General features: G+C 69.5%; 25 protein-coding genes and 1 pseudogene. 13 read left to right on the top strand and 13 right to left on the bottom strand.

All coding sequences use genetic code 11. The annotated features are described in order from the left end of the window. Position 1 precedes the first annotated feature (1 nt). Positions 2-1306, top strand: a complete 1305-nt coding sequence (gene gntF, locus ACZ3II_RS29050) for a guanitoxin biosynthesis pre-guanitoxin forming N-methyltransferase GntF (protein ID WP_465521120.1) — start codon at positions 2-4, stop codon at positions 1304-1306. A 148-nt stretch (positions 1307-1454) separates the two neighbouring features. On the opposite strand, the gene ACZ3II_RS29045 is transcribed toward gntF, so the two are convergent. From ACZ3II_RS29045 to ACZ3II_RS29035, 3 genes are all read right to left on the bottom strand, one after another. Then, complete coding sequence (locus ACZ3II_RS29045; RefSeq protein ID WP_465521118.1) at positions 1455-2546, bottom strand: hemolysin family protein; 1092 nt, start codon at positions 2544-2546, stop codon at positions 1455-1457. Further along, positions 2543-3907: a hemolysin family protein gene (locus ACZ3II_RS29040; protein WP_465521116.1), complete on the bottom strand. Its 1365-nt coding sequence runs from the start codon at positions 3905-3907 to the stop codon at positions 2543-2545. Before ACZ3II_RS29040 ends, ACZ3II_RS29045 begins: the two co-directional genes overlap by 4 nt. Before the next feature lie 173 nt (positions 3908-4080). Continuing rightward, complete coding sequence (locus tag ACZ3II_RS29035; protein ID WP_465521114.1) at positions 4081-4896, bottom strand: DUF427 domain-containing protein; 816 nt, start codon at positions 4894-4896, stop codon at positions 4081-4083. 219 nt (positions 4897-5115) lie between these two features. On the opposite strand from ACZ3II_RS29035, the gene ACZ3II_RS29030 reads away from it, so the two are divergent. Further along, entirely contained in the window at positions 5116-6696 is a 1581-nt protein-coding gene (locus ACZ3II_RS29030) for a beta-1,3-glucanase family protein (protein WP_465521112.1), read from the top strand. A gap of 45 nt (positions 6697-6741) precedes the next feature. Here the strand turns inward: ACZ3II_RS29030 and ACZ3II_RS29025 are convergent, their stop codons facing one another. The 4 genes from ACZ3II_RS29025 to ACZ3II_RS29010 all read right to left on the bottom strand — a co-directional run bounded on the left by ACZ3II_RS29025 (position 6742) and on the right by ACZ3II_RS29010 (position 13379). Beyond that, the gene (locus ACZ3II_RS29025; RefSeq protein WP_465521110.1) at positions 6742-9726 is read right to left on the bottom strand and encodes a Z1 domain-containing protein; all 2985 of its coding nucleotides are present in this window, start codon (positions 9724-9726) and stop codon (positions 6742-6744) included. Beyond that, positions 9723-10703 carry a PD-(D/E)XK motif protein gene (locus tag ACZ3II_RS29020; protein WP_465521108.1) on the bottom strand — a complete coding sequence of 327 codons (981 nt, stop codon included), beginning with the start codon at positions 10701-10703 and terminating at the stop codon, positions 9723-9725. Before ACZ3II_RS29020 ends, ACZ3II_RS29025 begins: the two co-directional genes overlap by 4 nt. After that, a complete protein-coding gene (locus ACZ3II_RS29015) occupies positions 10703-12196 on the bottom strand; it encodes an ATP-binding protein (RefSeq protein WP_465521106.1) in 1494 nt (497 codons plus the stop codon). Before ACZ3II_RS29015 ends, ACZ3II_RS29020 begins: the two co-directional genes overlap by 1 nt. Positions 12197-12326: 130 nt before the next feature. Further along, positions 12327-13379 carry a hypothetical protein gene (locus ACZ3II_RS29010; protein ID WP_465521104.1) on the bottom strand — a complete coding sequence of 351 codons (1053 nt, stop codon included), beginning with the start codon at positions 13377-13379 and terminating at the stop codon, positions 12327-12329. Positions 13380-13488: 109 nt separating this feature from the next. Here ACZ3II_RS29010 and ACZ3II_RS29005 point away from each other — a divergent pair, with 109 nt between their 5' ends. From ACZ3II_RS29005 to ACZ3II_RS28995, 3 genes are all read left to right on the top strand, one after another. After that, positions 13489-13698 carry a DNA-binding protein gene (locus tag ACZ3II_RS29005; RefSeq protein WP_465521102.1) on the top strand — a complete coding sequence of 70 codons (210 nt, stop codon included), beginning with the start codon at positions 13489-13491 and terminating at the stop codon, positions 13696-13698. Positions 13699-13788: 90 nt separating this feature from the next. Further along, positions 13789-14295: a hypothetical protein gene (locus ACZ3II_RS29000; RefSeq protein WP_465521100.1), complete on the top strand. Its 507-nt coding sequence runs from the start codon at positions 13789-13791 to the stop codon at positions 14293-14295. A 289-nt stretch (positions 14296-14584) separates the two neighbouring features. Beyond that, the gene (locus tag ACZ3II_RS28995) at positions 14585-14920 is read left to right on the top strand and encodes a hypothetical protein (RefSeq protein ID WP_465521098.1); all 336 of its coding nucleotides are present in this window, start codon (positions 14585-14587) and stop codon (positions 14918-14920) included. Positions 14921-15139: 219 nt separating this feature from the next. Here ACZ3II_RS28995 and ACZ3II_RS28990 read toward each other — a convergent pair whose 3' ends face one another. Together ACZ3II_RS28990 and ACZ3II_RS28985 are read right to left on the bottom strand one after the other, a co-directional pair. Next, positions 15140-15652 (bottom strand): SRPBCC family protein, encoded by a 513-nt coding sequence (locus ACZ3II_RS28990; RefSeq protein WP_465521096.1) that lies wholly within the window; start codon positions 15650-15652, stop codon positions 15140-15142. A gap of 384 nt (positions 15653-16036) precedes the next feature. Then, positions 16037-16540, bottom strand: a complete 504-nt coding sequence (locus ACZ3II_RS28985; RefSeq protein WP_465521094.1) for a hypothetical protein — start codon at positions 16538-16540, stop codon at positions 16037-16039. 439 nt (positions 16541-16979) lie between these two features. Here ACZ3II_RS28985 and ACZ3II_RS28980 point away from each other — a divergent pair, with 439 nt between their 5' ends. Then, entirely contained in the window at positions 16980-17528 is a 549-nt protein-coding gene (locus ACZ3II_RS28980; RefSeq protein WP_465521092.1) for a hypothetical protein, read from the top strand. 131 nt (positions 17529-17659) lie between these two features. Here ACZ3II_RS28980 and ACZ3II_RS28975 read toward each other — a convergent pair whose 3' ends face one another. Together ACZ3II_RS28975 and ACZ3II_RS28970 are read right to left on the bottom strand one after the other, a co-directional pair. Further along, positions 17660-18226, bottom strand: coding sequence for a hypothetical protein (locus tag ACZ3II_RS28975; protein ID WP_465521090.1), 567 nt, complete (start codon positions 18224-18226; stop codon positions 17660-17662). A 258-nt stretch (positions 18227-18484) separates the two neighbouring features. Beyond that, positions 18485-18955, bottom strand: coding sequence for a class I SAM-dependent methyltransferase (locus ACZ3II_RS28970; RefSeq protein WP_465521088.1), 471 nt, complete (start codon positions 18953-18955; stop codon positions 18485-18487). Between the two features lie 54 nt (positions 18956-19009). On the opposite strand from ACZ3II_RS28970, the gene ACZ3II_RS28965 reads away from it, so the two are divergent. Continuing rightward, positions 19010-19390 (top strand): YrdB family protein, encoded by a 381-nt coding sequence (locus ACZ3II_RS28965; protein ID WP_465521086.1) that lies wholly within the window; start codon positions 19010-19012, stop codon positions 19388-19390. Between the two features lie 65 nt (positions 19391-19455). On the opposite strand, the pseudogene ACZ3II_RS28960 reads toward ACZ3II_RS28965, so the two are convergent. Together ACZ3II_RS28960 and ACZ3II_RS28955 are read right to left on the bottom strand one after the other, a co-directional pair. Then, positions 19456-19802: pseudogene (locus ACZ3II_RS28960) on the bottom strand (response regulator transcription factor); the annotation flags it as partial. Further along, positions 19802-19996 carry an ATP-binding protein gene (locus tag ACZ3II_RS28955; protein WP_465521084.1) on the bottom strand — a complete coding sequence of 65 codons (195 nt, stop codon included), beginning with the start codon at positions 19994-19996 and terminating at the stop codon, positions 19802-19804. The gene ACZ3II_RS28955 and the pseudogene ACZ3II_RS28960, both read right to left, overlap by 1 nt. Positions 19997-19998: 2 nt before the next feature. Here ACZ3II_RS28955 and ACZ3II_RS28950 point away from each other — a divergent pair, with 2 nt between their 5' ends. From ACZ3II_RS28950 to ACZ3II_RS28925, 6 genes are all read left to right on the top strand, one after another. Beyond that, positions 19999-20235, top strand: coding sequence for an ABC transporter transmembrane domain-containing protein (locus tag ACZ3II_RS28950; protein ID WP_465521082.1), 237 nt, complete (start codon positions 19999-20001; stop codon positions 20233-20235). 38 nt (positions 20236-20273) lie between these two features. After that, positions 20274-20660, top strand: coding sequence for a hypothetical protein (locus ACZ3II_RS28945; protein ID WP_465521080.1), 387 nt, complete (start codon positions 20274-20276; stop codon positions 20658-20660). Positions 20661-20780: 120 nt separating this feature from the next. After that, on the top strand, positions 20781-21317 hold the full coding sequence (locus ACZ3II_RS28940; RefSeq protein ID WP_465521078.1) for a hypothetical protein: 537 nt from the start codon (positions 20781-20783) through the stop codon (positions 21315-21317). A 22-nt stretch (positions 21318-21339) separates the two neighbouring features. Then, positions 21340-22470: a DUF4331 family protein gene (locus ACZ3II_RS28935; RefSeq protein WP_465521076.1), complete on the top strand. Its 1131-nt coding sequence runs from the start codon at positions 21340-21342 to the stop codon at positions 22468-22470. A gap of 6 nt (positions 22471-22476) precedes the next feature. Beyond that, on the top strand, positions 22477-23814 hold the full coding sequence (locus ACZ3II_RS28930; RefSeq protein WP_465521074.1) for a Dyp-type peroxidase: 1338 nt from the start codon (positions 22477-22479) through the stop codon (positions 23812-23814). Then, the gene (locus tag ACZ3II_RS28925; RefSeq protein ID WP_465521072.1) at positions 23811-24674 is read left to right on the top strand and encodes an enoyl-CoA hydratase/isomerase family protein; all 864 of its coding nucleotides are present in this window, start codon (positions 23811-23813) and stop codon (positions 24672-24674) included. Before ACZ3II_RS28930 ends, ACZ3II_RS28925 begins: the two co-directional genes overlap by 4 nt. Positions 24675-24712 lie beyond the last annotated feature (38 nt).

The following is a 24712-nucleotide window of genomic DNA, read 5'->3' as shown; positions in this document are numbered from 1 at the left end:
CATGGTCCGATCCCCCGTCGCGCCGGTGAGCACCGCCCGGCGTTCGGCGATGTCGCCGCTCGCGGCCTGGACCGCCAGTCTGGCGGCCACCGCGGCGTCCACCTACGCGCTGGACGCCTGCGCGGCGGCCGCCGGAGCCGGCCTGGTCGCTTCCGGGCTGCTCGCCGACCTCGGCCATCGGCCGGTGGTGGCGTTCCTCCTGGTGAGTTACACGGTCTGGGTGTTCGGGCTGCGCGCCGGCGTGCGGATGAACGGATCCCTGCTGGCGACGACGGGGACGAGCACGAATGTGCTGTCCAAGCTGGCGTACGACGTCACCCGGCGCCGGCGGGCCGGTGAGCGCGCCGCTCGCCTGGCCGCCGCCGTGGCGTACACCGGCACCGAGATCGTCAAGGAGGCGCCGTACTACGCGGCCGCGTTCGGCGCCGCCGCCGCGTTCGGCTCGATCACCACCGACGAGGCCCTGGTCTTCCTCGGCGGCGCGAACCTCGGCGCCGCGTGCTACGAAGCCGCGCTCGCCCGTCTCACCCGGACCGTCCTGGGCCGGGACCGCGGGCACGCGTCGTTCGACACGGACTGGGTGCCGGCCGAGTACCTCGCCGACTACTACCGCACCGTCGAACCGGACGAGATCGCCACGATCGCGTTCCTCGTCGGCGCGATGCGTCACGCCGAACGCGATCAGCCGATCCTGTACTTCGGGACCGGTCCCACCCTCCACCACGTGTTCGCCTGCGCCGAGACGGCCTCGGAGATCCATCTGGGCGACTATCTGCCCGCGAACCTGGCCGAGATCCAACGGTGGATCGACCGCGCGCCGGGCGCTCACGACTGGCGGCCGTTCGTCCGCTACACCCTGCAGTGCGAGGGCGTCGGCTGCCCGACCGACGACGAGGTGACCGCACGCGAAAACCTGACCAGGGCGAAGATCACCTCCCTCGTACGGGTGGACGCCCACCATCCCCGCCCGGTGACCCGGGACTACCCGACGGTGGTCAGTGCCTACTGCGCGGACTCGGCGACCAGCGACCGCGCCACATGGAACCTGTTCATGCGCCACATCACCGGCCTGGTTCAGCCGGGCGGCCTCTTCCTCACCGCGGCGCTGCGCCGGTGCCGTGGCTACACGGTCGGCGGCAAGACCTTCCCCGGCGCCGACATCGACGAACACGACCTCCGAGCGGCCCTCCGGCCCGGCTTCGACGTGCCGCCGGAGGGGATCAGGGTCGTCCCGACGGCCCAGCACGGTTCGCACGGCTACGCCGCGATCCTGCTCTGCCGGGCACACCGGACCGCGACGGACTGATCAGCGCGTCGAACCCGATGGCGTATGCATCGCTCACCACCCCGTCGTGGCCCGCCCGGGACGCCGGCAGGTGTACTCCCTGGCCGGCGCCCACGTCGCCCGGCTCGTCACCGAGACCCTGCGGACCGCCGGACAGCGGACGGCGGGGTCATCGGGCGCGGCGTGGCCCGCCCGCCGCGATCCGGCCGGCCCGGCGGGCCGCGTCGACCACCGGGTCGGTCTCGTCGTCGAACTGGCCGATCACCTGCTCGAGCAGGTCCTCCAGGGTGACCAGGCCGGCCACGGCGCCGTCGTCGGAGACCAGGGCGAGATGGCTGCGCCGGTGCCGCATCGCCGCGATCGCGTCCAGGACGCTGGTGCCGGCCGGCAACGGCAGCGCCGCGGTCATCAGGTCCCGTGCGGTCGTGGTCCGCCCCGCGCTGACGGCCTTGGCGGCGTCCCGGACGTGCACGACGCCGACGATCGTCCCGGTGCGGTCGGTGACGGGCAGCCGGGAGCGGCCGGTCTCGGTGCTGCGCACCTCCACAGCGCGGGCGCCGGCGTCGGCGGGCACGTCCAGGATGTCCGCGGTCGGGACCATCACGTGCCGTACGGTCATCGACTGCACCTGCAGCATCGCCGACAGCAGCTCGTGGTCGGCGTCCTCGATGGTGCCGTGCTCCTTCGACGTCTCCAGGAGCATGCGCAGCTGGTCGGCGTTGTGCACCTGCGCCAGCTCGTCCTGCGGGGTCACCTTGATCAGCCGCAGGCAGGCGTTGGCCAGCCCGTTGAGCGCGACCAGAACCGGCCGGAACACGGCGATGAACCCGACGAACGGGATCGCCAGGAGCTGTGACGAGTTCTCCGGGTGGCTGATCGCCCACGACTTGGGCGCCATCTCCCCCACCACCACGTGCAGGAATCCGACCAGGGCGACGGCCAGGACGAACGCCACCACGTACGCGGCGTCGCCGGGCAGCCCGATCGTGGTGAACACCGGTTCGAGCAGGTGCGCGACGGTCGGTTTGGCCAGCGCGCCGAGCCCGAGGGTGCACAGGGTGATGCCGAGCTGGGCGCCGGCCAGCATCATCGACAGCTGCCGGGTGCCGGCCAGCGCGGCACGGGCGCCGCGGGAGCCGTCGGCGGCGGCGGTCTCCAGCCGGTGCCGTTTCGCGGCGACCAGCGCGAACTCCGCGGCGACGAAGAACCCGTTCAGCGCCAGCAGGATCACGGAGACGATCAGCGACCAGGTGGTGCTCATGCGGTCACCCGGCTTCCGGCACGGTCGTGGACGACGGTGAGGGCGACCCGGTCGGGTACGAGCCGGCGGACGGCGACGACCGTCAGCCGGGCCACTCCCTGCGGCACCGGCTGCCCGTCGGCGTCGACCACCGGTGGCAGCGGCACCTCGACCCGTTCGTGGACGGCGGGCAGGTGGCCGAGGCGGGCCAGGATCAGGCCGGACACGGTGTCGTACATGTCGTCGTCGGGCAGCCGCACCCCGGTGGCGTCGGCGATCTCGTCGACGCGGGCCCGGCCCGGGATCAGCCAGGCGCCGTCGCCGGCGGCTTCGATGGCCGGTTCGGGCAGGTCGTCCTCGTCGTGGATCTCACCGACCAGTTCCTCGGCGACGTCCTCGAGGGTGATGATCCCGGCGAAGCCGCCGTACTCGTCGACGACGACCGCCATCTGCCGGTGCTCGCGTTTCAGCGCGTCGAGGACCTCGGGCAGCCGCATCGAGTCCGGCAGCGCGACCGGCGCCGTCGCCAGCTCGCGGACCGCGGTGGTGGCCCGGGCCGCCGGGTCGAGGGTGACCACGTCGGCGATGGAGACCACACCGATCACGTCGTCGACACCGGCGCCGATCACCGGGAACCGGGAGTGGCCGGTGTCGAGCAGCGCGACGACCCGGGACGCCGGTTCGGCCGCGCCGATCGTGGTGACGTCCACGCGGGGGCGCATCGCCTCGGCCGCCGTCCGCCCCCGGAAGTCCAGGCCGTGGTCGAGCAGCCGGGCCGCGCGCGCGTCGAGGCCGCCCTCGCTGCCGGCGGTGGCGATGATCCGGTCGAGGTCCTCGGTGGTGGCGCCCTGCGGCAGCTCCTCGATCGGCTCGATGCCGATCGCGCGCAGCAGCCGGTTGGCGGTGGCGTCGAAGACCCGGATCAGCGGGCCGACCACGGTCAGGTAGATCAGGGTGGACCGGGACAGCGCCCGGGCCAGGGCTTCGGGCTTGGCGATGGCCAGGTTCTTCGGCGCCAGCTCACCGAGCACCATCTGCACCACGGTGGCGAACAGCAGCGCGAACACCATCGAGATCGAGGTGCTCAGCGTCGCGGGCAGGCCGGTCAGGCCGAGCAGCTCGGCGGTGCCGCGGCCCAGGAACGGCTCGGCGACGTAACCGGCGAGCAGGGCGGTGACGGTGATGCCGACCTGGGCGCCGGACAACACGAACGACAGCCGCTGCGTCACCCGCAGCGCGCGTTGCGCCGCCGGGTCGCCGTCGTCGGCCATCGTGCGCAGCTTCTCCCGGTCGACGGCCACGTAGGCGAACTCCTGCGCCACGAAATAGCCGGTCGCCGCGGTCAGCAGCACGATCACCAGAACACCGATGGTGATCAGCACGAGGAGTCACCGCCAGAGCGGGACCCACTGCGTGGGACTCGGGGCCGGGTCACACCCGGCCGGGTACTACAACCTTCGATCGCATCATCGGACACCCCCGCAAACTAGTACGCCCAACTGCATGATCGCTGAAAGCCGATCATGGGGAGAGCGCCGCCGAACACCGCTGCCGGTCAGGAGACGCCGAACTCGTCCTTCATCACCTCGGCGACCGGTGAATCGGGGCGTTGCCGGGGCACGCCGTCGACGGTCACGTCCACGGCCTCGTCGAAGAAGGCGACCAGACCGGCGAGCGGGGCCGCCTCCGGCAGCGGGTCCGGGTAGGTCCAGGCCAGGTTCTCCCCCACGGCGAACGACAGGTAGGTGGCACGCCCCTTGTACGGGCAGGCCGTCACCAGATCACTGGGCAGGGCCTCCGCGACGACATCCGCGCGTGGCAGATAGAAGCGCGGGTGCAGCTTCGTCTCGAAGACGAGTGCGGGGGTACGCGACTCGGCGAGCAGCACGCCGTCGCGTTCGACGCGGACGTGCCGGCTGCTGCGGCGTACGTCGACGCGGGAGAACGGGTCGCGGGGGTGGGAGAACACCGGCTCGTCCTCCTCCGTCCAGTCGAACGCCGCGAAGTCGAGCAGAACGTGGCCGGCGAGGTCCTCGTCGTGAGGGCGGAAGGCGGCGCGCTCGCGGATGTCTTCGCCGAGGCGTACGCCGTACGCCCGCCCGGGGGTGGAATGCACGGCGAACGGGATGCCGGGGTGGAGGATCGGCACGTCACTGCCCGGGGCCGGATCGGCGGGGACGAGTTCGGCGTGCACGTCGCCGGCGGGCACGGCGTAGGTGGGCACGATGCGGCGCGGTTCCCACACCAGCAGGGCGGCCCGGCTGTCGGCGACGAGCCGGCCGCCGAGCCGGGCCCGGACCCACTTGTCCGTCGGCTGGTGCCGCAGCACGCCGAGCAGCCTCGTCATCTCGTCACCGACGTTGTGGCTCATGCCGCGAGTCTGGCCGCTGCACCGGGGCCGGGGATGTCTTCCATCGGATTCGCGACTCGGCATCTGGCAGCACGAAACATTTATGACGCTTGCCGTTGACAGCAGTTAACAAACCGAACAATGCTGTGAGAGCGCTCTCACTCCACACCGGAGGAGCGTCGGCGATCGATCCCCGTCGCCGTCATCCCCACGAAAGGAGGTGTCGGCTTGCGTACCCGAATGAGATGGCTGACCGCCGTCGCCGCGCTCGCGGTCGCGGCGCCGATCGCAGCCGTGGCGACGCCCGCCGCGGCGGCCTCGCCCGCGGTGCTCCCGATGACCGTCACCAACAACACCGGCCGCGGCGACGCCGTGTTCCTGTACGTCATCGGCACCATGAACGGGCGCTGGGGCTACGTCAACAGCGGCGGCGCCTTCACGCCCTGGCCCGCCGGCGGCAACCCGCCGGTGCCCGCCCCGGACGTGGCGATGGCCGGGCCCGGCAACGGCGGCACCACGACGATCCGCATCCCGAAGGGCCTGTCCGGCCGGGTCTACATGGCCCTGCGCGACAAGATCAAGTTCTTCATCACGCCGGACGGCTTCGTCCAGCCCGCGCCGTGGGCGCCCGGCGACCCGAACTACAACGTCCTCTTCGACACCAGCGAGTTCACGTTCAACGACGCGGGCCTGTGGCTGAACAGCTCCCAGGTGGACTTCTTCGGCATCCCGCACGCGGTCACCGTGACCAACGGCGCCGGGCAGACCAAGCGCACCGGCGACGTCGTCAACGACGGCCGCAACAAGGTCATCAATGCCATCAAGGCCCAGCCTGGCTGGCAGGACTCGGTGATCACCCGTTCCGACGGCACCGTCCTGCGGGTGCTGGCGCCGGGCAAGGCCATCGACGCCGGGAAATTCCCCGCCAACTACCTGGACGCGTACATCAACTCGGCGTGGAACGCGTACACCGGCAAGGTCTTGACCGTCGTTCCTCGCCAGAACGAGCCGAACCGCAAGTTCTTCGGCCGGACCGTCGGCAACACCATGCGGTTCACCGACAGCACCGGCGCCGAGGTCGCCACCGTCGACAAGCCCACCACCGCCAACGTGTGGGGTTGCGACGGCGTCTTCAACGCGCCGAACGTGGCGCCGTTCATTCAGAGCGAGGTACGCCGGACCATCTGCACCGCCCTGGTCCGCGGCACGCTCGGCGCCTCCACGGTGGAGCCGGTCTACGACGCGAACCAGTTCTACAAGAACAGCGCGCCGAACCACTACTCCCGGATCATCCACGCCAACATGGCCGACGGCAAGGCGTACGGTTTCGCCTACGACGACGTCGGTGGCTTCGAGTCGCTGGTCCACGACGGCGACCCGCAGCAGGCCGGCATCATCATGAGCCCGTTCGGCGCCGGTGGCGGGAACCCGCCGGTCACCGGCAACCGGATCCTCAGCAACTGGAACAACAAGTGCGTCGACGTCAACAACGCCAACTTCGCCGACGGGGTGCCGCTGCAGGTGTGGACCTGCAACAACACCGCCGCGCAGGCGTGGACGTTCGCCAACGGCGCGATCAGCACGCAGAACAACAAGTGCATGGACGTCGCATGGGGCTCACGGGACAACGGGGCGGTCATCCAGATCGCCACGTGCAGCGGCAACCCGGCCCAGCAGTTCGTGCTCAGCGCAGCCGGCGACCTGGTCAACCCGCAGGCGAACAAGTGCGTCGACATCGCCGAGTGGAACCCGAACGACGGCGCGCGGCTCCATCTGTGGGACTGCGTCGGCGGCGCCAACCAGAAATGGCGCCGCGGCTGACCCGGCCGAGTGCCTGAGGGGCCCGCGTTGTCCGGCGCGGGCCCCTCAGGCGTCGGGCCGGTCGACGGTCGCCTCGCCCTCGGCGCCTTTGACCGTCCATTCGATCACCGAACGGCCGCCGGGCGTCGCCTTGGCCGGGGCGGCCAGCGACAGCAGCACCACCACGTCCTCCTTACGCACCGGGGTCTCCGGTGCGGGCCAGTCGTCGCGATCCACGGTGAGGTAGACGAGCATGGCCGCCCGCCGCCCGTGCTCGTCGCGCAGCTCGTCGGCCGTGGGGTCCGGCACCGCCTCGTCCGAGCCGGCGATGCGCTCGGGCGCGTCACGGTGTTTCGGGTCGCTGCCGGGGAACGTGTCGGGGCGGTCCCGGCGGCGGCGCTTGCGGACCGCCTGGGCCATGCCGAGATCCGGGAGCTGGAAGTCGACCGCGTTGGTCACCTGGGGCCACACGATGACAGCGCTGTCGAGCCGCCCGTTGTCGTGCAGCCGGCGGTAGAAGCGGATGACGGGATCGATGACCTCGCGATAGCGATCGTTCCACCGCAACCCCTCGAGCATCGTCACGAAGGCGCCCGCCTCGACCTCGGTGACCTTCGCGTCGAAGCCGGTGATCTTCGCGGCGCCGGTCCGGGCGGAGACGAAGCGGCGCGTCCGTCCTTCGGCGGCCTTCGCGAGCAGGGGAACGATCAGGTCGTAATTGGCCCGCTTTCCCTCCGCGTCGTCGGGGGCCGGGACGCCGTACCGGTCCTTGAGGCTGCCCGACTCCGCCACCGTGTTGATGACCGCGTTGAACATCTTGGTACGGCCGACCGGCTTCAGGTACGGCAGGTGCTGGCTGACGATCGGCGGCACCTGCCACGGCTCGATCATCGACGCGCTGCCGTCCTCGGCGGTGCTCTGGTATTCCAGGAGCCGTTCCCGCAGCGACATCTCGTCGCGCATCAATCCTTCGAACGCTTCGTAGAGGTCCACGGCCCGGCCCGTGCCGGGCGGGTCGCGCCGGATGAACAGGCGAACGAGATCGCGGTACCCCGGGCGGAACCCGAACCAGCGCCCCGCCTGCATGAGGGTGTCCCCCTGCAGCGCCCGGCGGGTGTAGAAGGTGATCGTCAGGCCCTCGACGGTGAAACCGCGGCTCAGCATCGCCCCGCCGATCAGGACCCGCCACACCTTGTTGCGGTCGAAGTCGAGCGCCTGCTGGTTCTTGCGGACGTCCTCGTCGCTGTTGACGATGATGACCGGATCGCGGACCTCACGGATCCGCCGGTAGGCCTCGCCCATCGGCTCGATCAGCCGGCCGAAGGAGTCCGGCACCGGATAGCCGTCGCACCGGGCGAGGCAGACCGGCCGGTAGTCGGATTCCCACAGGGCCTCCAGGCGGTCGAGCGCCGCCGGGGAACTGTAGTTCGCCCGGGACCAGACCTCTTTCACCAGGTCAGCCATGTCGCCCTGGTCACTGTTGCGAACCGTCTCGTGCACCATCATCGTGTGATGCCGGTACCGGGCCGCCCCCGCCTGCTCCCGGAACACTTTCACCGCCCCGGACAGCACGAACGAGTCGAGGGCCTTGAGCATCTCCTCCTCGCGCTGTGGGCGCTCCTCATCGGTCTCCGGTGCCGGGCCGACCGGACGGACATAGGCCCGCTCGTTCGACGTGGCCGGATCGTCCTTGGGATCCTCGCTGTTCCAGTCGACGTCGTGGAAATGCCGTACGCCCATGTAGTTCGCCGGTTCGGGCAGCGGAAGGATGAAGTTGCGGGGAAAGATGTCTCCCGCGTCGGGGTCGACGAAGACGTTCGCGGCCGGCGTCGCCGTGTACATGACCAGTTGAGCCCTGGGCAGCCGCTGCAGCAGGTCGACGATCGCCCGGTTGATGGTGGTGCGGTCCTTGGTCTTCGCCGGATTCTTCGTGTTGACCGAGGCGAGGTCGGACTCGTCGTCGATGATCAGGGCGGGCAGCTGGTCCAGATCCTTGCTCTTGGCCAGATCCTTGGCGAGCTTGCCCAGCACGTGGGCGTTCTTCTTGACGACCAGCAGGCGTACGGGGGCCGAGCGCAGATTGTCCGGATGGTAGAACGGCTTGGCCGGGTCTCTCGGGTGGAGCTTCATCGTGCCGGGACCGACCGTCAGGGTGTCGAAGTCCTTGGTGAGCATCGTGAGCCGCTCGATCGCCGGGTGGCCGAGGTCGGTGAAGCCCGCACCGTGCCGGACGAACGCGTCGTCGTGCCATTCCTCGTCATCGGCGTAGTCGAACTCCTTGGCCGACTCGCTCTCGACGCCTTCCAGCAGGTTCTCCCGGCCGACGAGTTCACGGTCGATGCGCCGCTGGGTCTGTGACCGGAGCAGCTCGATGGTGCCGGTCATCACGATGACGAGGCGGTAGCCCGCGTCGATCGCCTTGGCGATGACGCCGGTGAAGTTCGCCGTCTTGCCGCTCTGCACGAAGCCGATGACCAGCCCTTTACGCTGCAGCGAGTCGGCGGAGCCGGCCTGGGTCGGGTCGGCGAGGCGCCGGATGACCTTCGCCGTGGTCTCGTCCAGCAGAGCGACGGCGTCGCCGTGCCAGCCCCGCCGGTCGAGCAGGTAGTCACGGTAGTGCGGCCAGTAGAACGCCCACCGGGAGACCCGCTCCCCCTCGTACCAGGGCTTCCACTTGCCGTTGATGGGCTCGGGGATCGTCGGGTAGACGATCGGCGCCAGGAAGTCGAGACGGTCGACGGCCGCGGGCGAGAGCCGCAGGCGGCCGTAGACCCACCGGCGGCGCTCGGCCGTCCTCGGCGCTGTGCCGTCGGCAGCCCACGACGGCGCGGCCTCCAGATCCCATTCGGCCAGGAGCAGGGCCAGATGGCGTACGGCTGCGCTGTTCTGCTGGGTGCGCTCGTCGAGGAGCTGTTCGAGATCCCGGTCGGTCAGCGGTGGGAGGTCGTCGTCGAGGAACGCGTTCATCGGCTTGAGCAGCGCGGACGGCCCGTTCTTACGGAGGCCGGTGACCGCGCTGTCGAGGGCCTGTTCCCAGGCTGCCGGCGTCATGATGAACCTCCCTGCGTGAAGGCGTCACCGGGTGGCGGCGGCGTCGCCGGCGCGAGCGTCGTCACGTCGATCGCATAGCTGGCGCCGACGATCAGCGACGGCTGAGCACAGCCGCGCCGGAGCACCTCGCGGTTCAGGACCGGGAAGTCAGCGTCCACCGGGTACGCCGCGGGCTCGCTGCGCAGGCGGCGGCACTCCTGGTAGAGCGGGCGGTCACGGTCGCGCCAGCCCGCGTGCCGCAACGAGATCTCGAGTGCGCCGCCGGCCGGCCCGGCGGCTGCCCGCACGTCGTCGACCAGTCCGGCCAGGCTACGGCCGACCGCCGGCGTCGCGACGGTGATCTGCACCGAGACGAACCACAGCGGAGTATCCGGAGTGGGTTGCAGCTGCTCCAGGCCACCGATCGTGTGGCGGCGCGACTCCATCCGCGTCGTCTTGATCTCGAAGCAGGCCTGCGGGAAGACGAAGTCGTGCTCGTTCGGGGCGAAACCCTTCCACGCGGCCACCGCGGCAGCCGGGCCGGCCACGCCGATGCACGACTCGAGGAAGAGCATCTCGCCGTACAGACCGGTCTGCCGTTCCGCGGAGAGGCTGCCGGCCGGAGCCAGCAGCTCCCCGAAGGTAGCCAGGGAGGAGAGCACCGCCGCGTCGAACGGCAGACCGTCCTGCTGGATCAGATCGGCCACATCGCTGAGCAGCAGATAGGCCTCGTACTCGCTGTCGGAGCAGCGGATCAGCAGCTCGGCGTACCGGCCGGCGCCGTCCTCGACGATCCGGGCGGTGACACGCTCGTAGGCGGCCAGATCGGGCGGTTCCTGGCCGGAGTACGGCACGCGCAGCGCCATCTCACGGCGCGGCGGATCGAAATCGATCCGGCAGACCGGGACACCGTCCACGGCGATGGCCGCCGGCGCGCCGCGGAGGTAATCGGCGAGCGCCTCCCGGGACAGGTGCCGGCCGGTGACCGGTGCGCTCATCAACGGTCTCCGGCCCGGTACGCCCACTCGGCCCGGACGGCGGCGCCCAGCACCGCGTCCCAGACCTCGAGCAGGTCCTTGTCCCGAGGTCCCCACTGCTGCCCCTTGAAGTGGTCCTCGGTCAACAGGAAGACCAGGGTCTTGAGCAGCGGGGCGTCGCTGAGACCGATGGTCCCGCCGGTGAGCAGCTGCCGGTACTGCTTGTTCAGGAAGATCGTCCGGCCCTCCCGGTCGAGGCGGAGGAAGCGGCCCGCGGGAAGAGCACCCCAGCGGATCTCGACCGGCCCCTCCTCCTCACGGAGCGGGATCTCGGACCGGATGACACGCCGGACCTCCTCGTGCAGGCCCTTGGAGGGTTCTGCCATGGGCCGCCGCCGATGCCGTCGTCTCCGCGACTCGGTCAGTACGGACTCGGCGTGCCCCAGGAAGTCAGCGAACGACGCGCCGTCGCCGCCCTCGGCCGCGTGCGCGATGGCGCCCTGCAGGTCGTGGCTGAAGACGATGCCCTTCTTCTCCGGGTTGAGCCGGACGTGACCGGACAGGGCTTCGAAATCGTCGACCACCACCCGGGCCAGCGCGCGGTGCGGCGCCGCGGTGACGACGTGGTTCCAGCCGCCGGCCTGCAGCAGCCGGTCATGCCGGTAGATGTAGAAACCCTGGAAGTCGGCGCCGTCGCGGCCGTAGAGGCGGTAGTTCGGGCCGCTGGAACGGGGTGGGACGATATGGCAGGTCAGCATGATCCTGCCGGTTCCCATCCGGGCGGCCAGCGTCCGCGGGTAGCCGGCGACCGCTGCGGCGGGGAAGTCCAGCGGGTCGATGGCGGAGATCGGTTCGGGGATGCCGGCCCGGCCGAGTGCCCGGTCGAAGATCTCGACGTCGATCCGCAACCGGCCGGCGGCGATCAACCGGTGGTAGGTGAGGCCGAGGTGCAGACCGAGACGGGTACGCGAATCCTCGAGCCAGTTGCCGAGCCCTGGGCCGCCGGTACGCGGGAAGTGCGTGTCCGTCCAGGTGACGACGGTGCCCGAAGCCGAACCGACCCGGGCGAGCAGCGGCTCCGGGCGTACCGTCGCCGGATCCAGCACGTCGCAGCCGAAGTCGCGCTGGAAGTCCGACCGGCGTAGTCGCCTGCCGTGCCGCTCACCGGAACGCGGCACGGTGTGAATGGTGATCGTGTCGGCATGACTGAAGGACGCGGCTTTGAGCCCGATACCGAAATGGCCCTGGTCCCCGGCCTGATAGGTGCGCTGGCGGCCCAGGCGCATCGCCTCGTCGGCCTGATGCCCGTCCATGCCCCGGCCGTTGTCGACGACGTGCAGACCGACGGGTTGCGCCCCATCGGCCTCGAAGCGCACGAGGATCCGGTCCGCTCCCGCGTCGATGCTGTTGTCGGCCAGGTCCGCGACAGCCGACTCGAGCGTGTGGTGAGCGCCGAGCCCCTTGACCAGTCCCGGATCGGGTTCCAGGACCTTGCGCTCGAGGACATCGCTCACGCTCACACCGTACGTGCGCTATGTCTTGTTTTCCGGTCTTCTCCGAAATCAGGGTTCAGGGCCGGGCCGGTGGCCGCCGGCGCCGGCTGCGCCGCGTCACCCGGGCCACCCGCACCCTGCGATGCTCCTTTCAGGAGGTCTGGCTCAGAACGTCGTTGGCGAGCTTCTGTACGTTGTCGCGGCCCTGCATCGGAGCGACCGCGCCGACCGCCACCTGCCAGTACGTGGTGCCACCACCGCTTCCGTTCCAGCTGATGAAGCTGGTCAGGTAGATGCCGTACTTGCCGCTCCGGTCCGGGGTGTCCTCCACGAACCGGGCGGACCCGCCGGCCGACAGCAGCCGGTCGGTGGGGCGGAACCACACGTCGTTCATCCGGTCGGCCTCGGCACGGCTGCACGTTCCGGGGCAGGCCCGCAGCATGACGACGGCGTACTCCCCCGCGTCGGCCCGGTTCGCCGGGCGGCACACGTACTGCTGCGAATCGGGCAGGTTGACCTGCTGGTCGCTGCGTCGGGTGCACTGCCAGCCGGCGGGCGCCCGGAACGCGAACGGCCACCCCGGCACGGCGACCACCTCGGTCGCCTCGCCAGCGGCGAACGTGGCGCCGGCGGCCCGGCGGGTGGGTGCGCCGGCGCGCAGACCCGGCGTGGCCCCGGCCTCAGCGGTGCCGCCCTGGGTGGGCACGCCGGTCGGCACGGCCGGGGCCGCGGTGCTCAGGCCGTAGCTCGTCCGTGGTTCCCGGGGACTGTCCGCGATCGCGTACCCCAGCACGCCGATGACGCACGCCATCACCAGGAAGATCGCCATGAACATGACGAACAGGACGCCGCCCGGGTACTTCTGCGGCGCGGGGCCGAGAGCGCCCCGCAGGAAGACCACCACCGGCGCCTTGTATTCCAGGTCGATGATCTGCCCGGGATGGACGTCGACCATCAGGTCGGCGTTGCCGATGCGGCGCGGGATCAGGTACGGGGTGTGCAGGTGAAGATGATGGCGCCCGGGTGGGACCGGGACGCGTACCGGATCGCCCCAGCTCATCGGGACGGGGTGACCGTTGAGGGTCATGACCGGCCGGACGAGCGCGAGCAGGAAGGCGAGGGGGAAGAATTTCGCGGTGACGCCGATAGCGGCCGGCGCGCCGGGCGGGGGGTACGCCGGCGGCTGCCACTGCTGGTTGTACATGAACTGCCTTTCGATCAATGTGCCGGGCACACGGTACCGACGGGATGCTCGTCGCCGGCGCCACCTCCGGGTCAGAACGACCAGTAGTCGCTCACCTATAGTCGTGAGCATGACGGCAGGACACCACCCTCATCTGCTGGGCACACACGAGATCCGGATTCGTCTCGGCGGACTGAGCCGTCAGCGGGCGTACGAGCTCACCACCAGGGACGACTTCCCCGAGCCGGTCGCTGATCTGGCGCAGGGCAAGATCTGGCTCGCCGACGACGTCGAGGAGTGGACGCGTACGCATCGCCGCGGTGAGCCTGAGTCCTCGTGAGCGCCGGCCGCCGGCACCGCCTGACCGTCCCGTTTGCCCGGCCGGGGCAGAATGCGAGCCGGAGAGCGGACCGGGATGAAGGGGCGGCAGATGTTCGATGCCTTGTTCTGGGAGGACGTGCGTGACGTCCTGTGGTCCCGGCCGGTGTTCGTGCTGGCCGCCAACGCGGTCACCCTGCTCCTTGCCGTCGCCGCGGCGGTGCACTTCTGGTCACAGTCGTACACGGTCGCCGGCTACCTCACCGTCCAGACGGTCCTCCTGCTCAGCCAGGCGGTCGCTCTGCTCCCCGCGGTGTGGCCCGGCGACCTCGACGACGCCGCCGGCTTCCACCGGAACACGGCGATGCTCGTCGTGCTGGGCTCGCTGTTCTTCGGGTTGTTCCCGGCCGTCGTCCTGCTCACGGCCTTCGGCGTGGACACCGACGGCTCCCCGTGGGGGGCCGTGCTGTTCTCCGGGACGGCCCTCATGCTGGCCTGCATCGCGAGCATGATGGCCGCGGTCCTCCTCACCCGGAAGGATCGGGCGGCGTCCGGGTTGCCGGCCCACCACGACGGCCCCGACTTCGCCGACAGCGACAGCGGCTCCGGCGGCGACTGACCCGCCGAGCGGGAGCCCGCTGATCCTGCCCTCTCACCCGGCCTGATCCTCCGTCTCGAGGCCCCGCTGGACCGTTGCGACCCCGGTCGTGCCAGCTTCTGCGCCGGCTGGTCACGGCATCCACGGTGACGCCGTTGTTCATCCCCTGGCCCCCGGGAAACGTTGCGCCGACGCCGCGCGACATGCGGCTACCAGAGAGCACGCACACGATCTCTTAGAATCGATGCCGATGGCGGGCCGGGGCCGACTTCTCCTGGACCCGGACTGCAGCCCGAGCGAAGGATGCGCGGTGGATCTCAACGAGTTGTGCTTCCATCTGCGCCACCGGCGACGGATGTACGTCGGCGACGACAGATTCCTGACCGTCGTTGCTTTCGTGGAGGGCTACAACTACGCGTTCACCGTGCGGCCTCTGCAAGGTTTCGGAGATTACGTGGCGGCGCGAATTCTCGGCCGGCACACTCCCCGGCACTGGTCAGCTGTCATTGCCGGGTCCGTCTCTCCGGCCACGCTGGAAGCGCGGGCAGACATCAACGACATGCCACCGGAAGCGCAACTGAACGCGACTCGGCGCCTCTTGGAGTTGCTCGATGACTTCAACTCCATCGGAGGACCTGGCGAATGAGCGGACGTCTGCTCTCCCGTCATGGACAGAGCCCGATCAACGTCGGGCTCACCTCCTCAGCCTCCCCGGCACATCGGTGGCGACGCGGGATCGCAACGCTGTCACCGGGCGGTCGCACCGCCGGGTCCCGGCGATCATCCTGGCCCGCGCCTGCGGCAGGACAGTGGTCCGGGCCGGTGCTCTGGTTCCTGGACGCTCGGGCCGGCCGGTGCCCGAGGTCTATCGGCTGGCCGGACCGTAGCCTTCCGTCAGCGCTTGCCTCGCCGCCGCGAGGACGACCGGGTCGGTGCAGCCGCGCGCATACGCTTGGATCCGCCGGTTGATGTCGTGTCCGAGCAGCCGGCGGCCGAGGCGCTCGGCCACCGGACGCAGGAGCGCAGGGCGGCACCGGAAGCTGTACCGCCACGTGGCAAGGGTATGGCCGGGGGATTCCTCGGCAGCGGTGAACCGCCATCCTCCGGCGAACATCTCGAAGAACCACGGGCCGCGAAGCATTTTCATGCCGACGTTGGTCGGAGGAGCGAACGACACGTACTGACTGATCATGGTCAAGCCGTGGCGAGACTTGGTGAACGTCCGCACGCCCTTGCCGGGCCTGGTGGCGCCATCGAGCAACCGCTGTTCGCGTACGAAAGGATCCCATCGATACCGTAGCGGCGCCGTGGTCTGAGACACTGCGAACGCCAGGTCCGGCGGCACCGGCACCACGACCGCGGCTTCAACGACTGGCATACGCCCATGATCCATCGCGCGACCATCGCGCGCATCCCCCAAGAGGGCTCGAGCCGCCTACGTACTCCCGCCGCGGACCCCGCACGGTAGTCAGATCTTCATGAACCACCGTCGGAGCGGTTGGGGACGCCGGTGGTTGTCGGCAGATTCATCGATAGGTGGTCGGTGGTCGTCTCACCGAGATGTTCGGCGAATAGTCTTTTCGGCAGCCTGCTGGTGCTCAGGAATTTCGTTGCGCCCGGACAATCTGGCCAGCGGTTCAGCGATGCCGCCAACAAGTACCCGGATCGTGGCATGAGAGAGTTGACATCGTGGCGGGAGGCGGTGGGGAATTCCGCTGATTGAGCTGGCCGCCGAAAACCCTGATATTCGACCACTACAAGATCAGGAGGCCATTAGCGAGTGCCGCTTCCATGCCTTTTCAGAATAAAGTTTCGATACCCGAGGTCGCGGAGTCGCGGCCCTGCTTGGATGCCGGACGGGACGGAACAGTGGGCCGGGCGCTCGGCGCGGCAGGTAGGTCAGGGTCTTGAGCGCTTCGCCCGGAACGGCCTGGTTGCCGTGCACCGGGGTGCCGTCCTCGCCGAGCACGACCTCGGTGGTGCATGTCGGCGCCAGAAACCGCCAGCTGGCAAATCGTTCGAAGTATCCATCCAGGGAGTCAACGTCGACTTCTGCGATTTCCCGGACTCGCATGCGCCCCAATACGAACAGGACCTGCCGGTACACGCCGATGGGATAGAGCAGGTCACCGACACTGACCGTGGCGTGTCGGAAACTCGGCTCGGACACGTGCGGGCCGCCGAACATGACCTCCAGCGGTCGGTGCACACGCAACGCCAGACGCCAACGATCTTGCGGCCAGTAGACCGTGTACGCGTCACTCATTCGCGCACTGTAACGACCGCCACCGACAAGACCGGGAGACCGTCTCGTTTGCCGGTAGCACTGCGCAGCAGCACCTCAAGGCGGTATTGCAGCAACGCGGTCCCCGAGCTGCTGATCTGATCAGCATGATCCGGGAACTCGTAGGTGTGTGCCCCAAGCCGTAGTCGACCACCAGCGTCAGCGCCACCACCGCGGTCTTCGAGCGCGTGGGCTACCGCCTGTAGGTACAGCTCGCGGTCAGCGGCATGTTGGTGAACACGCCGCACCTGCGGATACCGGCCATACGTGCGTGGTTAACCTTATAACCATCCCGGACCCGGCGCCGGAGGACGTTTCATTGAGGTACGACCGCAGCCCGGCCGGATGCGTGTGATGGACCTCCGAGCGTGACGCCCGAAAAGCAGGTGTACTCGCAGTGCGGTGCTCGGACAATGCACTGATGCGCCGACTCACTGAGGACGATGTCACTGGTGCCCCACTGCCGCCGGACCTGGTCGAGGAGTGGAACTCCTACCTGGCGTTGTGGCAACGAGGACTCCGCACGGATGCTCTGGAGGCTGCCAACCGCTTCGTTGATCGGCTCGCCGGCTCGGGTTTTGACACGTGCACCGGGTTCGCGGGGTGGTTGTGCGCACTCCTTTTCGACGAGAGCGACTTCTGGGCAGGTCAGTGGGGCGGCGGCATGGTGCCGGTCGCGGTCGGGTGGCACCGGCCGGTAGCGCCGGCGCTGACCGCCCACCCGATCACCGCGAGAATCACCTTGCCGTACCTGACGTCCATTCTGTCTGACCCGGACGGCCGCCACCTGCGGTGGGCGTACCAGTTCACCGTCGGGCAGAGTCGTCGTCTGCCGCCGCCGCTACGGCAACGCTGGGAGCGTGCACTGCAAGCTCTGTGTGGTCCCGACATGGCGCCGATCGAACTTCTTCGACGAGCCCAGGACGATGCGGTCGCTCGCCGCATGCTTCGCGACGCCGAGGAGGCTTGAACAGCGCCGACACCGCCGAAATTCGACCCCTCGGCTATGTTGCGGCCGGTAGACAGCATCCGGATCGCGGCTGCTCTTGAGTGTGTACCGCTGAAAAGATAATCGGCACCAGGTGCTTCATTGTTCACCGATCAATGATCTTTCGAATCCCACCACCGCAGGTGCTCCGGTTGCGAGGCGTCCGGATCGAGGAAGCTGAAAGGGACGCCCAGCTCTCGGGCTACCGCCGCGCCTTTGTTCGCCGCTTCGGCGGCCGGTGGCATGCGTAGCCCTACGTCGGTATTTGTTGGCGCGTCCCGACCGTCGGCGAACATTAGTTCGTGCTCGTCGAATAGCGGGTGCTGCAGGCTGGGACGGCGCACGATGGCGAGCAGAAGAACCCCCCAGCGCTGCGTGTCGCCGTCCCAGAACGCCTCGATGGCCACCACTGGGTCGGCAATGGCCAGAGCCCGCTCAGTGAGTTCCGGCAACGACACCGGCGGAGGCAGAGGCTCCACCAAGCCGGCTCTGGAAAGCTCGTAGTGGCGGGCCTCGGTTAGATCCAGAGCCTGATTAATCGAGACTGGTCTTTCAAGAGGGGTTGCTTCCCGGATTATTCGGGCAGCCTGTACCAAGTGACGCCGGCAAATCAAATCATCGACAAGAGCGCGGCTGTCTTCCGGCAGCATCGACCAGATGTCTTCGTTTTCAAGGCTCACGCCACCATCATGCCGGAGGGTGGGTTTTCTCTCCGTGCGGACCGTCGAGCAACACACGATCATCGACGGATTCGTGTGCGCGTAGGGTCCCCTCCGGTCTGGCCGCCGGTGATCGTGCGTCATCCGGTGGGGAAGGGCGCATCGGCGCATCTCGACCCGCGGCGCCGGGTGCACTGACGGGTAGGTCACGACGCTGGTCGGGTTGTCGCTGGCGCCAGAGCACCGGCGTAGCCGCGACGCTTCGTATGACGCGTTGAATCACGGCCGTATCGAAATCGAGTGCTGCGCAGAATTCGGTGAAGAGTTCGTGGTCGCGGTCGCCGGGTTCGAGGTCCTCGGGTGGTGGGCCGGACGCCGTGAAGGCCAGCAGTCCTCCAGGCATGAGATCCGCTTGAACCTACGTGACGCGGCCCCGGAACTGCTGGGCAAATGGACCACGAAGCCAGCGGTGACGACATCGAACGCGGCGTCGTCGAACGGCAGGGCCACCTGCCCGTCAGCGACGGGGGATAGCCGAGTCACCATCGCGACCGATCCATCGACTGCGGACACCTCGTATCCGCGACGCTGAACCGAGAGCGCCACGGCCTCGGCTCCCGAGCCCCTGTCGAGCAGTCGTTCGCCCGTAGCCGGTACCGGTGAAGCGGAAACCAGGAGTTCGCCGAACGGGACCACGATGTCGTACGACTCCGCAACTTGTTCGACTACGTCGATCCAGGCATTCGTCATGGGCTGTGAGGGCACCGATCCGCGGGAGAATCGTATGGCGCTACGCTGCGGCGCGTGCCGACGAGTGAGGAAGCGGAGCCGCTGCCGTTGACCGGGTGGCGAGGGCTGGTGCTGGTGGCCAGGTTCCTCACCGAACTGGTGATGTTCGCCGCGTTCGCCTACGTGGGGGCGGTCCTGCCGGACCCGCTCGGGGCGGCGATCGTGTTCGCGGTGGGCGCGCCCGCGACGGCGATCGTGGTGTGGGGCATGTTCATCGGGCCGCGGGCTGGGCGGCGGCTGCCCGAGCCGTTGCGGTTCCTGGTCGAGGTGGCGCTGTTCGCCGGCGCCGGGGCGGCGATGACCGCCGCCGGCCAGCCGCTGCTCGGGATCGTTCTGGTCGGCGGCGCCGGGATCGGGGTCGCCGCGCTGACCAGGGTGGCCGCTCCCGGGCGATAGGGCGGCGACGGACTGCGGTCGGGTGTGTACCGTATCGCGGTGAAAGCGGATTGGCCGGCGGACCTCCGGCCCGGCGTGACCAGGCCGTTCTCGTACCCGAACACGACAGCGTGGACCCGGTCGCGCAGGTTCAGCTTGTTCAGGATCCGGCTCACGTGGGTCTTGGTGGTCTGGGCGGATGGTCACCGGCCCGGCGGGGATCGAGCAGTTCGGCGGTGGCGGCCAGCCCGTCCAACTCCGGCATGCGCACGTCCATGAGCACGATGCCGGGGCGCAGGCTGCGGGCCCGTTCGACACCGATCCGACCGTTCTCCGCCTCACCGACGACCGCCATGTCGTTCTGGGACGCGAGGATCGCGTGGATGCCGGCTCTGATCATCGGCTGGTCGTCGACGATGAGAATGCGGATCATCAGGGCTGGTCCTCCCGGCTCGGCAACGGCAGCGTGGCGGCGACCCGGAAGCCACCGGTGTCGAGGGGCCCGGCCGTCAGCGTGCCGCCGGCCAGCCGGGCGCGTTCACCCATGCCCGCCAGCCCGTGCCCGGTACGGTCGCCGACGTCGACGGCGGGCGGAGGGGCGGCCGCGGTCTCCCTCCCTGGCCACACCGGTGGCAGCCCTGATCGGGCTGCTCGTCCTCGGTGTGCTGTTCGGCTACGCCCAGGCGAACCTGCTCGGAACGGTCGCGGAGAACGTCGTGCTCGACGTACGCACCTCGCTGGTGCGCCGGTTCTTCCGCGGGCGCCTGCCCGACCTGCAGCGCCGGTCCTCCGGCGAACTGGTCTCCCGCGTCGTCGCCGACACCGTACTGCTGCGCGAAGCCTCCTCGACGAGCTCGTCAACCTGATCAACGGAGCGGTCTCGCTGACCGGCACCATCGCCCTCATGGCAGTGCTGGACGTGCCGTTGCTGGGCGTCACCCTGGCCGCGGTCACCATGGTCGGGCTATCGGTCGCCGCCCTGATGCGGCCGATAGCCGAAGCCCAGAGCAAGGCACAGGACGAGATCGGCAAACTCGGGGGCGTACTCGCCGCCGGACTCGACGCCGTACGCACCGTCAAGGCCGACGGCCCTGCGCATCGGAGGCTGACCGGATCAGGCGGAGCTGCGCGAGACGCCCACCGGCGCGTACCTCCGGGCGGCACCGGTGACATCCCGGTGCCGCCGGGAACGACCTCGTCCCGGTGCTCCCGCGGCCGCACAGCATCGGCCGGTGCGGGCGAGCTGCTGCCTGAACCGGTCGAAGCGGCGTCGATCACCCGCCAGGGGTGAGGTGCCCGCACCGAAAGAACCGAAAGCTGAGCGGGTCGGGGATGCTCGGTCTTTTTCGCGAGCAAGCCCGCAGCCGAGTGCAGGCATCAGGCCGTTTACCTCCAGGAAGGTGATCTTCGGATGGCAGCCGAAGTTCCGTCTCGACCGGGCGTTCAGGTAGGTCCGACCAGTGAGTTCTCCCTGTTCTTTCATGTGAAGCCGGGGCATGGGCCGGCGCTGCGGGAGGCCTTGCGTGCTCTGCAGGAGTCTCCCGGTTATCGGCCCGGGGACTATGACGTGCCGATCGCGTCCATTCACGAAGCGCGGTTCGTGCCGTTCGACGACGACACCCGATTGCTGTTCGCCACCAGTTTCGACGGTCCCTGGGACGCCTACATGGTCGATTTCGCGTCCAAACCGTTGAGCCTTTTCGATGCCATCTTCCGGCACGTGGAGGGTTACGAGGGCCTGCCGAACCTGGACGCGGTCAAGACGTTCATCCTCTCGGCACAGGTCAGCGCCGGTGGCTACGCCCGCAACTACGGCGGGACGGTCAAGGAGATCCGCAAGGCCCAGCGCGTGAACACAGCGTTCCAGCAGGTCCTGGACGACCCTGAGGCGGCCAAGCTACTCCAGGAGCCGGCCTTGGCGCCGTTACTGGCCGAGGCGGCGGACTGACGGCGCGGGCAGGGGAGACCACATGTCTGATCACATCTCGGGTCCGCGAGCGCTGGCCGAGCCCATCGCCGACATCACCGACGTCTACGCGTTCCCCAGCCCGGAGACACCGGGGAATCTGGTGCTGGTGGTCAACACCCTGCCGTTCGCCGCACCTGACGCTCGTTTCTCGGACGGGTTGATCTACCGGTTCCGGCTTCGGCCGCTCACGCTCTCCGGTGGCCGCCCCGGGGCTGCGCTGTTCGACGTGGGCACGCGAGAGTACGTCTTCGACTGCGTGTTCTCCGACCAGTCACCCGACGCGGGCCCGCAGTCCGGCATCTGCCGCACGCCCGCCGGTGACGAGGTGCTCTTTCCCTGCCTCGACCCGGAGGGCGGCAAAGGCGCCGGAGTACGCGCATTCGCCGGCCCGCGTTGGGACCCGTTCATCCTCGACGCGCCGGCGGCGTTGAAGACGGTGACGACCGGCCGGCTGGCATTCACCGACCCGTCGGCGATCTTCTTGGACGGCAAGAACGTGCTGAGCATCGTCGTCGAGTTCGACTACGCGCAGGTGTTCGGTGAGCAGGCGGGCCTGGTCGGTGTGGTCGCGGAGACCCTGACCCGGGGCCGGCTCACCGTGCGTATCGAGCGGACCGGCCGGCCTGAGGTGAAGAACCTGCTGCTGGCCCCGAAACAGTTCGACCCGGTCAACCGGGATCTGGAGATCCGCGACATCTACAACATGGAAGACGGGTTCCACCTGGCGGACGGATATCTCGGCGCCTACTGGGCCCGGCTCAACGCCAACCTCGCCTTCTGGGACGGCCTCGACGGCCGCGTGGACTGGCCGGCCGGCAAGCACGGCGACCACCCCCTGACCGGCCTCGTGCTCGCTGACCATCTCGTCGTCGACGTCGGCAGGCCCTACCAGGAACACGGATCCTTCCTGGAGATCGAACGGGCCGTCCTGGCCGGCAGACAGCACGTGACGTGCGGCGGGCGGACCCTCAACGACGACGCGATGGACACCCTGTTCACGCTGCTGGTCAACGCCGGAACCGGCCCCGTCATCCGGGACGGCGTCGACATGTCCTCCCGGCCCGCGTCCGGTGTCTTCCCGTACCTGTCACCGGCGAATCCGGCGCCACCGCAGCCACCCGCACACCTGTAGGCGATCATGACTGTTCTTGATCTTGACGACATCCAGGCCGGTGCCCTGCATGAACGGCCGTCGCCGTACGTCGGCACCTACGTCCTGCTGCGGGTCGGCGACCCACAGGACGGCCGTGACCTGGTCCGCCGGTTGATCCCGCTACTGTCGCCGGCCCGTTCCGTGGTGGACGGCACCCCGGCGGCGTGGATGACCCTCGCCTTCACCTACCACGGTTTGAAAGCGCTGGGCGTGCCGCAGCATTCGCTGGACAGCTTCGCGCCCGAGTTCCGGCAGGGCATGGCCGCCCGCGCGGCAGTGCTGGGTGATGTCGGGGACAGCGGCCCCGAGCATTGGGAACAGCCGCTCGGCAGCCCGGCCGTGCACATCGCGCTCGCCACCCTGGCCCCGGACCGGGCCGCTCTCGATCAGGTGGTGGAGCGGGCCCGGAGCGCCCAGAAGCAGTTCCCGGGCATCGACGTGATCTGGCGGCAGGACTGCTACCAGCTCGCCACCGGCCGCACCTCGTTCGGGTTCAAGGACGGGATCGGGCAACCGGCCGTGGAAGGCGTCGCCACACACCGGTCACGCCCGGATCGGCCACCGATCAGGGCGGGCGAGTTCATCCTCGGCTACCCGGACGAGACCGGCACGCTCGCGCCGATGCCCACCCCCGACGTGCTCGGCCGCAACGGCACCTACGTGGTGTTCCGCAAGCTGCACACCCGCGTCGCCGCCTACCGCCGCTACCTGCGCGAACGTGCCGCCGATCGCCGGGAGGAGGCACTGCTCGGGGCGAAGATGGTCGGCCGCTGGCAGTCCGGGGCTCCGCTCGCGCTGACCCCGGACAGCGACGATCCGGAACTCGGGGCGGACCCGAAGCGCAACAACGATTTCGGCTACCGCGACGATCCGCGCGGGTTCAAGTGCCCGGCCGGCGCCCACGCCCGGCGCGCCAACCCCCGCGACGCGCTCGAGGACGAACAAACCGTCGACGTCCGGCTGCACCGCATGATCCGCCGCGGCACCAGCTACGGCCCGGCCTTGCCCGAGGGCGTGCTCGACGACGACGGCGTGGACCGGGGCATCATCTTCGTCTTCGCCGGGGCGCATCCCGGCCGGCAGTTCGAGTTCGTCAAGACGCAGTGGCTCAACGACGGCATCTTCATCGGCGCCCCGCAGGAGAGCGACCCACTCGTCGGGCCCCGTGACAGCACCGGAACCTTCACCGTTCCGCGCCGGCCCATCCGCCGCCGCCTGCCGGACCTGCCGCCGTTCGTGACCACCCGGGGCGGCGAGTACTGCTTCGCTCCCGGCCTTCGCGGGCTGCGATGGCTGGCCGACCTGACCGAGGAGAGCAGATGACCCACACCACCGGCACCGACCGCTGGAAGGCCCTCGACTTCGGGCCACCTGCGCCGGGCGACGTGGACCCGGCCCCGTCGGTGCTGGTGGACCATGCCGCCGGCGGCGCCGTCGCGGTCATCACCCTCAACCGGCCGCGGGCCGACAACGCCATCACCACCGAGATGGGCGCCCAGCTCACCGAAGTGCTGGAAACCATCGCGGTGGAGCCGGCGATCCGGGTCGTGATCATCACCGGCGCCGGCGACCGCGCCTTCTCGGTCGGCAGCGACCTGCGCCAGCGCAAGAGCATGACCAAGCAGCAATGGCTGCGCCAGCGGCAGGACTTCGACCGCACCCTCTACACGCTGCGCCAGCTCCGCAAACCGATCTTCGCCGCGGTCAACGGCATCGCCTACGGCGGCGGCAGCGAGATCGCACAGAGCACCGACTTCATCATCGCCGCCGACCACGCCACCTTCGGCCAGCCCGAGGCGATGATCGGGCTCGCCGCCGGCGGCGGCTCACCGGTCCTGCTCCCCCGGGTCCTGCCACCCGGCCGGGCCATGCAGATGCTGATGACCGGTGAGCCCATCACCGCCCGGGAGGCCCACCGGCTGGGCATGGTCAACGAGATCCACCCCGGCGACGAGCTTCTACCGGCGGCGCACCGCATCGCCGCGAAGATCGCCGGCAACTCGCCGACGGCCGTGCAAGCCGTCAAACGCGCGGTCCAGATGGGCGCCGGCCAGCCCGTCGAACAAGCCATCGCGATCATGATGGAGGCGCACTGGCGCTCCGCGGTGCACCCGGACCGGGCCGAGGGGATCGGCGCCTTCAACGACGACCGGGAACCGCGCTTCCAGGACCCCGACTACTGATCCGTGCCCGAACACATCCGGCCATCGAGGAGCGCCCT

This window comes from Actinoplanes sp. NPDC019969 (genome assembly GCF_055562375.1).
Note: the sequence above shows the minus strand (reverse complement) of the source record. Positions and strands in the feature narration are given on the sequence as shown.